Genomic DNA, 12,454 nt, shown 5'->3' on the forward strand with positions numbered 1-12,454 from the left:
TCGCCCCTGCCCCGGCCCGGCATCCTGCCATGGCCGGTGCCATGGCCGAGCCGCCTCGCGTCCCAGCAGGTAGCGAGGCGGCCCTTGCGGGTGATCACCCCGCTCGGCACAGCATCGTGATTCAGATGTAGTTGACCAGCGACAAGCCGGAGATCTTGGCAAAGGACTGCATCGAAGCCTGGAGCATGTTGGTCTGCATCTGCAGGCGCAACATCACGGTCGCCGGGTCGACCTCGCGGATCGAGCTCTGGGTCTTGGTATTTTCGGTGCTCAGTGCCTCGTTGGTCTCGGCCTGGATGTCCAGGGCCTGGCCGCGACCACCAATGGAGCTGATCGACGACGCCACCTGGTTGGTCGCACTGGCGACGTTGCCGATGGCCGAGTCCAGGGAGGCCAGGAAGTTCTGACGGGCTGCCGGGTCCTTGTCCATCGGCACCGACAGCGCGGTGCGCAGTTGGCTGATGGTCTGCAGGATGTTCTGGGTCTGGTGGGTGTCCACCTGGACCCCGAACGAGTCACCCGCGGCCGGTGCGCCGGACAGCTCGAAGCTCACGCCGGACGCGGTGGCGGTAGTGCCCGACAGCGTGCCGGTGGAGATCGGCCGGCTGTTGGCCGACATCGGCGCCGAGTACAGCTCGAAGTCAGTCGGGCTGGTGAACTTGAGCACCGCGCCACCGCCTGGGAACGAGGCGTTGTACTGGGCCTGGTTGGTGATGCTGGCACCGGTGACCTGGGTCGTCGAGCCGTTGCCCGGGCTGCGGCTGCCGGTGATGGTGTCCGGCTTGGACTGCAGCGAGAACGTGTGGCCAGCAATGGCCGCGTCCGGGTTGGCTTCGTCGCCCGGCTTGAAATCGATCTTCAGGCGCAGGTCGACGCCACGGAAGGACACCGAAGTGTTCACGCCTTTCGGGTCGAAGTTACCGCCTTGGCTGGCCTCCAGCGTCACGTCGTTGCCGCTGGCATCGAGGATCTTGTACTGGGTGCTGCTGGTGAACTGGACGCTGTAAGGCTCGCCGCTGCGGAAGCGGTCGTTGTAGGCGACGCTGCCGGAAACCTGGCCATTGGACAGGCTGACACGGCCATCGTCCACGGCTGGCGAGGTGAGCTTGGTCTGGCTGCGGCTGGTGTTCAGCGCCTGCTCGAACGCATCGTAGCCCGTCTCGTTGGCGGCCAGGCTGAGCATGTCACCCACCTGCAGCTTCAGCTGGCTCTGGTCGCCCTGGTAGCTGTAGGAGCCATCGGTGTTACGGACATACGGCTGGGTGTCGCCCTTGGACCCGGAGAACAGGTACTTGCCGTTTTCATCCTTGCTGTTCATCAGCGAGAACAGCTGCTCTTCCAGCGCCGCCAGCTCGGAGGCATTGGCCTTGCGGTCGGCGTCGGTGAAACCGGCGTTGCCGGAAGTGACCGCCAGCTCGTTGACCCGTTGCAACACGGCACCGATCGAGTTGAGGGTGGCTTCGCTGGTGCCCAGGGCATTGCGCACGTTGGTGATATTGCCCTTGTACTGGTCGAGCATGTTCTGCTGCTGCTCGAGCTGCAGCAGGCGCGCAGCGCCGACCGGATCGTCGGCGGCGGTACGCACGCGAATGCCGTCGCTGGATTGCTCCTGGCTCTTGACCGTGTTGGCCAAGCCGCGCTGATAGTTGGCGCTGCTGGTGTTGTAGAACTGCGAAGTGGAGATGCGCATGATCTACGGCTCCTTAAAGACTGTTGATCAAGGTGGCGAAGGTTTCCTGGGCCGCCTTGATGATCTGCGACGACGCGGTGTAGTACTGCTGGAACTTGACCAGGTTGCCGACCTCTTCGTCGACCGACACACCGGATGCGGTATTGCGGCTATCCAGCGCCGAGGCCTGCAGGGCATTGGTGGCATCGGCGTCCATGCTCGCCTGGGAGGCCTTGCCACCGACGTTGGACACCAGCTTGGCGTAGGCATCGGTCATGCTGATGCCCTTGCCGTCGGCCCCCACCTCGACCGTGGACTTGGTCTGCAGGCCGATCACCGACTGGGCATTGCGGTTGTCCGCCGAGCCGGAGCCGGTCAACGAGACGGTGAAGCTGTCACCGTTCTTCGGCGCGCCGGTGATGTCCATCTCGAAGTTGAACTTCTTCTGCACGCCACTGGCGTCATTGATCGGGTTGCCACTGCCATCGACCATCGGCACGGACAACTGCAGCTTGTTGTTCTGGCCAGGGACGATAGTGCCGCTGCCGATGTTGTTACCCTGGGCGTCGAACATCGTGTACGCCTGGGGCGAGGTCTCGTTGCCGAACACCAGCTTGACCGGGGTCGAGTACTTCAGGCCGGCCTGCAAGTCGCTGCGCTGGGTGGCGTCGTAGATGTCCAGCTTGGACGTCAGCGTGGGCTGGGTGATCAGCCCGGTGCCCTTGTTGCCCGAAGCGTTGACGGCGGTTAGTGGCGCGGCGAATGCCAGGCGCTTGGGGTCGGTGAGCGTCGAGTCGATGGTCCCGGCGGCGTTGCGCGTCGGGGTGATCTTGAAGCTGTCGCCGACACTGGGGGCGCCGCCATTGAGCGCCAGGCTGAAACCATCGATCACCGGCGGCGGGTTGGTGCTGAGGTCGAAGTTGCCCATGTCTTTGCCATCGGGCAGCCGGCGCACGTTGTAGCCCGTGCCACTGGTGAAGGTCACCTGGTAGTCGTTGGTCGACAGCTTGCCGGTGTCCTTGATGGTCACGTTCAGGTTGCCGGTGGCCGGGTTGTTGCCCAGCTTGGGCACGCTGCGCTCGCTGATGGCCTTGGCACTGTTGATGTCGCCGAACAGCAGCGCACCGAACTCACCGTTCTTGTCGATGCCCTGGGCCAGCTGGCTGTTGATCGCGTCGGACACGACCAGGGCAACCCGCCCCAGTTCGTTCAGGGCCGGGTCGAGGGTGTCCTTGCGGTAGCGGATCAGGCCACCCATCTCGCCACCGCTGGCGCTGTCGGTGATGTCCATCTTGGTGCTGCCGCGGTTGAGCACCAGGCTCATGCGCGTCGGGTCGGTCGGGCTGGGCGCCGTCTCCAGCTTCTGCGTGCCGGTGCCCAGCACCAGCGATTGACCGTTCTTCAGGTAGATGTCGTAGTTGCCTTCACGCTCGACCACGTCCACGCCAATCAGCTTGTTCAACTCGCGCACCGCGCCATCGCGCTGGTCCAGCAGGTCGTTGGGCTGGCCGGTGATGGCGGCCATCCTCACGATCTGCTGGTTGTAGTCAGCGATGGTGGAAGTGAGGTTGTTCACCTGGTCGGCGATCGACTTCATGTTCGAGTTGATGTTGCTGTTCTGCTGGTTCATCTGCGCCGACAAGGCGTTGAAGCGCTTGGCGAGGGTCTGCGCGCTGGTCAGCAGCAACTGGCGGGAGGCATCTTCGGTGGGCTTGGCCGAGGCATCCTGGGCGGCGGTGAAGAAACTCTTCAACGCGGCGGTGATACCGGTGTCAGTGCCGTACAGGGCCTTGTCCAGCGGCGCGACCTGGTCCAGGTACGAGGACGCATCGGCCGACAGCGAGGTGGTGGTGCGCAGCTGGTTCTCGAGGAACGAGTTGTACACCCGGCGCACGTCGGCCAGCGTAGTGCCGGTGCCGATGAACACCTGGCCGACCTGCTGGCTACCCTTGGTCTTCTGGACGATCTGCTGGCGAGAGTAACTTTCGACATCGGCGTTGGCGATGTTGTTACCCAGGGTGTACATCCCGGACTGGGCGGCACCCAGGCCCGACATACCGATATTGATCAAACTCGCCATGGTTCCCTGCCCTTAAAGTTGCGTGGTGGTACCGAGCATTGCGTAGCTCTGTTCCGACTTCATCTGTCTTGCGATCTGCGAGATCTTGCTGGCGTAGTTCGGGTCGGTGGCATAACCGGCCTTCTGCAGCTCTCGCACGAATTGTTCTGGTTTATCGGCAGCCTTCACCGCATCTTGATAGCGCGAATTGTTCTGCAGCAGGCTGACCAGGTCGTGGAAGCTGTCCTGGTAACTGTCGTAGGAACGGAACGCCGCCGTTTCCTTGACGAACTGGCCGTTGCGGAACTCGCTGGTGATCGCCCGCGCCTCGCCACCCTGCCAGCTGCCGGTGGCCTTGATGCCGAACAGGTTGTGGCTGCTGCTGCCATCGGGGTTGCGCATGACCGACTTACCCCAACCGGTTTCCAGCGCGGCCTGGGCGACCAGGTAGCGCGGGTCGATACCGATGCGCTTGGCGGCCTGCTCGGCCATCGGCAGCATGGTGGCGACGAAGGCGTCGCTGTCGGCGAAGGCTTTCTTCGGTGCCAGCGGCGGCTGCGCGCGACCGAGGATCTGCAGCTTGGCGTCCGGCGCGGCGAAGGTACGTGCCGGCGCCCAGTCGCGCGCGGCCACGCCACCGACCGGAATATCGCCACGGCGCGGCATGGCGGTGTTGGTGGCGGCCGCGGCAGTGCCAGTGGACGGCACGATGCCTGCGAGCAGGCGATCGGTGAGCTTGGACGGCAAGGCCAGGCGTCGCGAGTTGAGCGCGGCCACATCATTGCGCGTGGCGACGTCCTCGGTGGCACGCACAGGCTCCGCCACCTTCGAGGCCCACAGCGCCGGAGCCGCCCCCTCGATACGCGGGAACGGACTGGTGTTGGGGTGCACGGCCTTGTTCTTCGACAGCTGGCGCACCAGCACGTCCTGCAGGCCGATACCGCCACCCTCGCGGGACATGCTCACCGCCAGTTGCTGGTCGTACATGTCGCGGTACTGCTTGACCGTGTCGCTGTTCATCGGGTCGTCTTCGGAGGCCATCACATCGGTGGCCTTGCGCGACGCCTTGAGCATCTCGCTGACGAACAGCGACTCGAACTCCTTGGCCACCTTGCGCACGTTGGCGTCGCTGTCGCGATCACCGTACTTGAGCGAGCTCAGGCGGCTGAGGTCGGTGTAGGCGCCGCTGTCGGCGGGCGAGGACACCAGGCTCTTCGAATTCATCCGTGGCGTCCTCAGATCACGATCAGGTCGGCTTGCAACGCGCCGGCCTGCTTCAGGGCTTCAAGGATCGCCATCAGGTCGCTCGGCGCCGCGCCGACCTGGTTCACCGCACGCACGATCTCATCCAGCGTGGTGCCCGGGCCGAACTTGAACATCGGCTTGGCCTCCTGCTGGGCGTTGACCCGCGAGCGTGGCACCACGGCGGTCTGGCCATTGGAGAACGGCCCCGGCTGGCTGACGATCGGGTCTTCGGTGATGGTCACGGTCAGGCTGCCGTGGGTGACCGCCGCCGGCGACACCTTGACGTTCTGGCCAATGACGATGGTGCCGGTACGCGAGTTGATGATGACCTTGGCCACCGCCTGGCCCGGGTCGATCTCCAGGTTCTCGAGGATCGACAGGTAGTCGACGCGCTGGCTCGGGTCCATCGGCGCGGTGACGCGAACCGAGCCACCATCGACGGCCTGGGCCACGCCAGGGCCGAGCAGCTCGTTGACCTTGTCGACGATGCGCTTGGCGGTGGTGAAGTCCGGGCGATTGAGGTTGAGGGTGAGGCTGTTGCCCTGGTTGAAACCGCTCGGTACCGCACGCTCGACGGAAGCACCGCCCGGGATGCGGCCGGCCGACGGAACGTTGACGGTGATCTTCGAGCCGTCACGGCCCTCGGCATCGAAGCCGCCGACCACCAAGTTGCCCTGGGCGATCGCATAGACGTTGCCGTCGATACCCTTGAGCGGGGTCATCAACAGGCTGCCGCCGCGCAGGCTCTTGGAGTTGCCGATCGACGACACGGTGATGTCGACCACCTGGCCAGGCTTGGCGAACGGTGGCAGGTCGGCATGCACCGACACCGCGGCGACGTTCTTCAACTGCACGTTGCCCGACCCTGGCGGCACCTTGATGCCGAACTGCGACAGCATGTTGTTGAAGGTCTGCAGGGTGAACGGCGTCTGGGTGGTCTGGTCACCCGTGCCGTTGAGCCCCACCACCAGGCCGTAGCCGATCAGCTGGTTGGCGCGCACGCCGGAAATGCTGGCGATATCCTTCAAGCGCTCGGCGTGGGCACCGAACGCGCAGGACATCAGGAGTGTCGCGGCAATCAACCGCCTAGCGTTGAACATGGTCATCCGTACTCAGAAGGGCCAGAGCGGGCTGATGAAGAAACGGTCCAGCCAACCGGGCTGGCTGGCATCGGCGAACGAGCCGGTGCCCGAATAGGTGATGCGCGCGTCGGCCACACGGGTGGACGGCACGGTGTTGTCGGTGGCGATATCGTCGGCGCGGACCAGGCCGGCGATGCGCACCAGCTCCTCGCCGGTGTTCAGGGTCATCCACTTCTCGCCACGCACGGCGATGATGCCGTTGGGCAGCACTTCGGCCACGGTGACGGTGATCGAACCGGTCAGGGTATTGCCCTGGGTGGCCTTGCTGTCGCCCTTGGTGGTGCGGTCGCCGCTGTAGCCGGCCTCCAGCGACAGGTCGCCGCCGCCGAACGGGTTGTTGGTGTTTGGGCTGCTGCCGAACAGCGAGGTCAAGCCGATGTCGGCCTTGCTGTTCTTCTGGATCTGCGAGCCGGCATTCTTGCTGGCCGAGGTCCGCTCGTTGAGGGTGATGGTGATGATGTCACCGACCCGAAACGCCTTGCGGTCCGTGTACAGGCTCTGCTCGAAACCGGCCTGGTAGATCGAGCCGTTGTTGGCCGCTGCCGGCAACGGGGTGCGCGGCAGGACCGGCGCGTAGTACGGGTCGTTGGGCTTGGGCGTCGGCGCGACGCAACCGGCCAGCAACACCGCCCCCCCAAGGGCGAAAACGGACAACAGATGTTTCATGACGCTTACCTCACGGTGGAACAGGCGCTGCGACAGCGAGCGGATGGTCAGTGGCCCGCGCCAGGCGGGCCACCCGGGCTTACAGCTGCTGGGTGACGAACGACAGCATCTTGTCGGCGGCGGAGATGACCTTGGAGTTCATCTCGTAGGCACGCTGGGTGGTGATCATGTTCACCAGTTCTTCCACGGTGCTGACGTTGGAGTTTTCCAGGGTCTTCTGCAGAGAAGTACCGAAACCATTCAGGCCCGGGGTGCCGATCTGCGGCGCGCCACTGGCGGCAGTTTCGAGGAACAGGTTGTTGCCGATGGCCTGCAGGCCGGCCGGGTTGATGAAGTCGGCGGTCTGCAGGTTGCCGATGACCTGGGCGGCCGGGTTGCCGGCCGTGGTGATCGACACGGTGCCGTCCTGGCCGACGGTGAAAGTCTGCGCCTCTGGCGGCACGACAATGGCCGGCTCCAGGGCGAAGCCGTCGGCGTTGACGATCTGGCCATCGGAGTTCAGGTGGAAGGTACCGTCACGGGTGTACGAGACAGTGCCGTCCGGCTGCAGGATCTGGAAGAAGCCACGGCCGTTGATCGCCATGTCCAGCGGGTTCTCGGTGTTCTGCAGGCCGCCGGTCTGGAAGTTCTTCTGGGTGCCGACCACACGCACACCGGTACCGACCTGCAGGCCCGAAGGCAGCTCGCTGTCCTGGGTGGACTGCGCGCCCGGCTGGCGCTTGATCTGGTACAGCAGGTCCTGGAACTCGGCGCGATCACGCTTGAAGCCGGTGGTCGAGACGTTGGCCAGGTTGTTCGAGATGACCGTCAGGTTGGTGTCCTGGGCGGACAGGCCGGTCTTAGCAACCCAAAGAGCTGGAAGCATTTAGTGTTCTCCTCGTGCGCCTGTTTTACGGCACCCGTTCAAATGTGATTAGCCGATTTGCAAAACCCGAGCCATGGCTTGATCGCCTTCCTCGGCCGCTTTCATCATCTTGACGTGCAACTCGAACTGGCGGGACAGTGCCAGCACCGAAGTCATTTCTTCCACGGCGTTGACGTTACTGCCTTCCAGGAAGCCCGACACCACGCGCACATTGACATCGGCGTCGGCCGGCTGGCCGTTCTTGGTGTGGATCAGCCCGTCCGGCCCCTTGGTCATGTTCTTGATGTCCGGGTTGACCAGCTTGATGCGGTCGACCTCGGCCATCACCCGTGGGTCCTCGCCCATGGCGCGGATGCTGATGGTGCCGTCATCGCCGACCTCGACCTTCTGCTGCGGCGGAATCGCGATCGGGCCACCGTTGCCCATGACCGCCATGCCGTTGCCGGCGCGCAGCACGCCCAGGGCGTCAATGTTCAGGCTGCCGGTGCGCACATAGGCTTCGCTGCCATCCGGGGCCTGCACGGCCATGAAGCCATCGCCGCTGACCGCCACATCCAGCTCACGGCCGGTCTCGACCAGGGGGCCTGCGCGGAAATCGGTGGCCGGGCGCTCGCTCATGGCAAACGCACGCGCCGGAAAGCTGTCGCCGAATACCGGCATCGAACGCGCCTGCTCGAGGTCGCGCTGGAAACCGTTGGTGGAAACGTTCGCCAGGTTGTTGGCGTGGGCCTTCTGCGCCAGCGCGTTCTGGCTGGCGCCGGTCATGGCCACGTAAAGCATCTTGTCCACAGTCATCCTCCGCTGCACGGGCGGTCGATTGCCGCTCGCCGTGGCTTTGCGGTGCTTGGAGCAAGTTTCGCGCCAAGTGCTGCAGAAATGGCAAAGGCCCCGTGTTTTCGGGGCCTTTGCTGAAACAGCCGCCGCGCGAGAGACAAAATCTCGGCGGCGGACTGCCGACAACGGCAAGGGCTGGCCGCCCCGCCGTCATCGATCGTCACTTCGCTGTCAGGTGATGGTGAAGATAACTCCGCCGTGCGCCTGCCGACCCAAACGATCGCGCCGGCTCGCAAGCTCCGCGGCATCACGCATGCCCTGGCGAGCACCGCGATCGGCAATCAAGTCAGCAGCACCATCAGCACAATCACACCCAGCGCCAGCGATACCAGCCTGGGCAGGCTGCGGCCGGGATGACCCCGCCGTAGACTTCGAGCACCAACAGGGGGCCGACCAGCACCAACAGATGGATCACACCCGAGAACAGGGTCGCCCCGCATCAAGCCCTCTTTCAGGACTACAGACCGCCGCTCCGGCAGCACGCACGCGCCAGCACCCTTACAGCTTTTCAAGAGCTCCACCCCTGAAAGAGAGACGTTGCGAGACACGCAAACGAATAGGAATGTCGCGGACCATACCCGAAGAAAATGCCGCAATCGATGGCCTCAAGCCATCAATTTTTGCCGTGCGTCAAAGCTCTCGGCAGGCGGCATTGTTGAAGGGGCCGGCAAAGCGCTTCCAGCCATCGCCCGGCGCCCATTGCGAGCAGACCAGGCGCCCATCGGCCTGGCTTTCCCAACGCCACCAGGGCGCCATGGCGGCCTGGGCCTGGAGCAGGCAGAACGCCGCGGCGGCAGCGACGATCAGTGTTTTCATGAGCCAACCCTCGAAGACGACGAACCCCTTCGCGAGAAAGGGGTTCGTGTGGTTACGCGTAGTGCGGCGACCTGCCAGCGACCATCAGGTCATCTGGATGATGGTCTGCATGATGGTGCTTTCGGTGGAGATGGTCTTGGCGTTGGCCTGGTAGTTGCTCTGCGCCTTGATCAGCTCGACCAGCTCCTGGGTCAGGTTGACGTTGGACGCTTCCAGCGAGTTGGACTCGACGCTGCCCAGGGTGCCGGTCTTCGGCGCATCGATGCCCGGGATGCCCGAGGCGAACGACTCTTTCCAGCGGGTGCCGCCGATCTGCTGCAGGCCCTGCGGGTTGGCGAAGCTGGCGATGGCGACCTGGCCGATGGCGCGGGACTGCTGGTTGCTGAAGCTGGCGAACATCACGCCGGTGGAGTCGATCGACAGGTTCGACAGGATACCGGTGGCGTAGCCGTCCTGAGACTGCGACATACGCGCTGTCGCGGTGTTGTAGGAGGTGGTGCTGTTCATCGACAGACGCATGCCGTCGGCATTGCCGACCGCGCCATTCGACGCCCAGTTGCCGGCGGCGTCCTTGGCGGCAGGTACCCAGCCTTTCATGCTGAAGATGTTGTTGGTGACGCTCCATTCGAACTGGCCAGCCGGCGTGGTCGGCACGCCCGTGGCGGCGGTCGACATGTTCTTCACGCTGCCATCGGGGTTGAAGTTGATGGTGCCGGTCAGCGGAGTGGTACCCGCCGGGGCGGCAGCACCTGGCGTGAATGGGTTGCGCCCATCGACCAGGGTATACATGGTCCACTCGTTGGTGCCGGTCTTGCGGTAGAACTGCTCCATGACATGCTCGTTACCCTGGCTGTCGTACACCTTGGTCGGGAACGAGTCGGAGTAGGTAGTCCGGTCAGTCGGATCGAACGGCTTGTTCGGCACCATCGCCGGTGGCGTCGCGGTGGCGTCCCATACCTGCAGCGGGATATCGAGGGCCGACGAGTTCAGGTTGATACCCTGATCGATCAGGGTGGTGGACTTGGGCGCCAGCGCCGAGGTGTCGATCTTCAGGTCGGTCAGCACGCCCTTCTGGATCTTGCCGTTGGCATCGGCGGCATAGCCTTGCAGGCGCAAGCCGTCGGAGGTGACGACAAAGTTGTCCTTGTTGGTCTGGAACGCACCGGCACGGGAGTAGCTCAGCGAGCCGTTGTCGGACAGGACGAAGAAGCCCTGGCCCTGGATACCCATGTCCAGCACGTTGCCGGTGTTGTTCACGTCACCCTGGCCGAACTGCTGGGACACGTTGGCCAGGCGCACGCCGTTGCCGACCTGGTTCTTGCCCACGCCCAGGCGGTTGGCGCCGGCGTAGACGTCGGCGAACTCGGCACGCGACGACTTGAAGCCGTTGGTGTTGACGTTGGCGATGTTGTTGCCGGTGACGTCCAGTTGCTTGTTGGCTGCGTAAAGACCGCTAAGGCCGATATTGAAAGACATGTATTCGCTCCTTCTGCCGTTCTAGCGGCCTTAGATTCCGATGGTTTGTACTTTGGAGATACCCAGCTTGCCGATGCCGGCAAGGTTGAGCATCATCTCGCCGCCGTTCTGGAAGCTGACGCTGTTCACCGTGGCCGGCAGCAGCGTGTACATGATCGCTGCTTTGCCATCGACCGTGGTGGTGGCGGTAAAGGTGTAGTTGCCCGGGCTGAGCTTCTCGTTCTTGTCGTTGGTACCGTCCCAGATGAAGTCGGCGTTGCCCTTCTTCTGCTCGCCCAACTGGATGGTCTTGACCACGTTGCCATCCTTGTCCTTGATGGTGACCTTGCCATCGGTGATGTTCTGCGGCACGACCACCTGGCCGGTGAAGCTCTTGGTGGTGTCGACCATGGCCTTCTCGTTCTGCACGATCACCGAGCGCCCGACCAGGGACGAGGCCTGCAGCGCCTGGGACGAGCCCATGCCGGTGATGATCGAGTTGACCGAACTGTTGAGGGTCTGGATCCCCTCCAGGCTGCTGAACTGCGCCAGCTGGGCCACGAACTCGCCGTTATCCTGAGGATCCAGCGGGTTCTGGTGCTGCATCTGGGTGACCAGCAACTGCAGGAACGCATCCTTGCCCAGGGCGTTCTTGTCGGTCTTCTCGGTGGTGGGCTTCTTGGTCGTGCCGTCGCTGACACCCGAATTCTTCAGGACATCATTGAGGTTCACGCCAGTAGTGCTTTCGACTGCCATGGTCCGGTTTCCTTATCACTGACCCAGGGTCAGCACTTTCTGCATCATGGTCTTGGCGGTGTTCATCAGCTCGGCGTTGGTCTGGAACGCACGGCTGGCGGAGATCATGTCGGCCATCTCCTCGACCACGTTGACGTTGGGGTAGTAGACGTAGCCGTCCTTGTTCGCCGCCGGGTGGTTCGGCTCGTAGCGCGCCTCGAGGTTGCTCTGGTCCTCGATGATGCCCTTGACCTGCACGCCCTGCCCCGCCTCGCCCTGGTCCTCGAACAGCGACTGGCCGACGCCGCCCTGGGCCTGCTGGAAGGTGGTGGCGAACACCGGGTGACGGGCGCGGTAGGTCTGGTCGAGGCTCGACGAGACGGTCTCGGCGTTGGCGATGTTCGAGGCGACGGTGTTCAGGCGCGTGTTCTGCGCGCTCATGCCGCTACCGGCGATATTGAAGACACTGGCAAGGGACATGGTCACTCTCCGCGCAGGGCTGCGACCAGCCCTTTGAATTTACTGTTGAGCAGGGTGAAGCTGGCCTGGAAGCCGACGGCGTTCTCGGCGTAGTTCGACTGCTCCATCTGGGCGTCCACGGTGTTCTGGTCGATCGACGGCTGCATCGGCGTGCGGTACTGCAGCGTGTCGTCGGCCATCGCCAGGCCTTCGGCCTCGATGTGACGGCTGTTGGTACGGTCGAGGGCGATGCGCCCCTTCTGCTGCTTGTCGGCCTCGGCGGCGAGCACCGACGAGAAGTCCATGTCACGCGCCTTGTAGTTGGGCGTGTCGGCGTTGGCGATGTTGTTGGCCAGCACCTCGGCGCGCTGGGCGCGGAAGCCCAATGCCTTTTCGTGGATGCCGAGCGCTTTGTCGAAGCTGATGCTCATGTCGGGGAAACCTTCGAAGGTTGACCAGAATTTCGTTGGCAAAGCTTTAGCAAGGGTTGTGCCAACCAACAAATCCCC

General features: G+C 63.9%; 12 protein-coding genes. All 12 read right to left on the reverse strand.

Going from position 1 to position 12,454, the window contains the following annotated elements:
- Positions 1 to 121 precede the first annotated feature (121 nt).
- The 12 genes from PSEEN_RS17670 to flgB all read right to left on the reverse strand — a co-directional run bounded on the left by PSEEN_RS17670 (position 122) and on the right by flgB (position 12,376).
- A complete protein-coding gene (locus PSEEN_RS17670) occupies positions 122 to 1,690 on the reverse strand; it encodes a flagellar hook-associated protein 3 (RefSeq protein ID WP_011534923.1) in 1,569 nt (522 codons plus the stop codon).
- 13 nt (positions 1,691 to 1,703) lie between these two features.
- Positions 1,704 to 3,749, reverse strand: a complete 2,046-nt coding sequence (gene flgK / locus PSEEN_RS17675; RefSeq protein ID WP_011534924.1) for a flagellar hook-associated protein FlgK — start codon at positions 3,747 to 3,749, stop codon at positions 1,704 to 1,706.
- 12 nt (positions 3,750 to 3,761) lie between these two features.
- The gene (flgJ, locus tag PSEEN_RS17680) at positions 3,762 to 4,952 is read right to left on the reverse strand and encodes a flagellar assembly peptidoglycan hydrolase FlgJ (protein ID WP_011534925.1); all 1,191 of its coding nucleotides are present in this window, start codon (positions 4,950 to 4,952) and stop codon (positions 3,762 to 3,764) included.
- An 11-nt stretch (positions 4,953 to 4,963) separates the two neighbouring features.
- Positions 4,964 to 6,073: a flagellar basal body P-ring protein FlgI gene (locus tag PSEEN_RS17685; RefSeq protein ID WP_011534926.1), complete on the reverse strand. Its 1,110-nt coding sequence runs from the start codon at positions 6,071 to 6,073 to the stop codon at positions 4,964 to 4,966.
- 12 nt (positions 6,074 to 6,085) lie between these two features.
- Positions 6,086 to 6,781 (reverse strand): flagellar basal body L-ring protein FlgH, encoded by a 696-nt coding sequence (gene flgH, locus PSEEN_RS17690; protein ID WP_011534927.1) that lies wholly within the window; start codon positions 6,779 to 6,781, stop codon positions 6,086 to 6,088.
- Positions 6,782 to 6,860: 79 nt separating this feature from the next.
- Positions 6,861 to 7,646, reverse strand: a complete 786-nt coding sequence (gene flgG, locus PSEEN_RS17695; protein WP_011534928.1) for a flagellar basal-body rod protein FlgG — start codon at positions 7,644 to 7,646, stop codon at positions 6,861 to 6,863.
- A gap of 48 nt (positions 7,647 to 7,694) precedes the next feature.
- Positions 7,695 to 8,435 carry a flagellar basal-body rod protein FlgF gene (gene flgF, locus PSEEN_RS17700; protein ID WP_011534929.1) on the reverse strand — a complete coding sequence of 247 codons (741 nt, stop codon included), beginning with the start codon at positions 8,433 to 8,435 and terminating at the stop codon, positions 7,695 to 7,697.
- A gap of 675 nt (positions 8,436 to 9,110) precedes the next feature.
- A complete protein-coding gene (locus PSEEN_RS17705) occupies positions 9,111 to 9,296 on the reverse strand; it encodes a hypothetical protein (RefSeq protein ID WP_011534930.1) in 186 nt (61 codons plus the stop codon).
- Positions 9,297 to 9,380: 84 nt separating this feature from the next.
- Complete coding sequence (flgE, locus tag PSEEN_RS17710) at positions 9,381 to 10,772, reverse strand: flagellar hook protein FlgE (RefSeq protein WP_011534931.1); 1,392 nt, start codon at positions 10,770 to 10,772, stop codon at positions 9,381 to 9,383.
- A 30-nt stretch (positions 10,773 to 10,802) separates the two neighbouring features.
- Complete coding sequence (gene flgD / locus PSEEN_RS17715) at positions 10,803 to 11,507, reverse strand: flagellar hook assembly protein FlgD (protein ID WP_011534932.1); 705 nt, start codon at positions 11,505 to 11,507, stop codon at positions 10,803 to 10,805.
- A 15-nt stretch (positions 11,508 to 11,522) separates the two neighbouring features.
- Positions 11,523 to 11,966: a flagellar basal body rod protein FlgC gene (gene flgC / locus PSEEN_RS17720; protein WP_011534933.1), complete on the reverse strand. Its 444-nt coding sequence runs from the start codon at positions 11,964 to 11,966 to the stop codon at positions 11,523 to 11,525.
- A 2-nt stretch (positions 11,967 to 11,968) separates the two neighbouring features.
- Positions 11,969 to 12,376, reverse strand: a complete 408-nt coding sequence (gene flgB / locus PSEEN_RS17725; protein WP_011534934.1) for a flagellar basal body rod protein FlgB — start codon at positions 12,374 to 12,376, stop codon at positions 11,969 to 11,971.
- Positions 12,377 to 12,454 lie beyond the last annotated feature (78 nt).

This window comes from Pseudomonas entomophila L48 (assembly GCF_000026105.1).
GTDB lineage: Bacteria > Pseudomonadota > Gammaproteobacteria > Pseudomonadales > Pseudomonadaceae > Aquipseudomonas > Aquipseudomonas entomophila.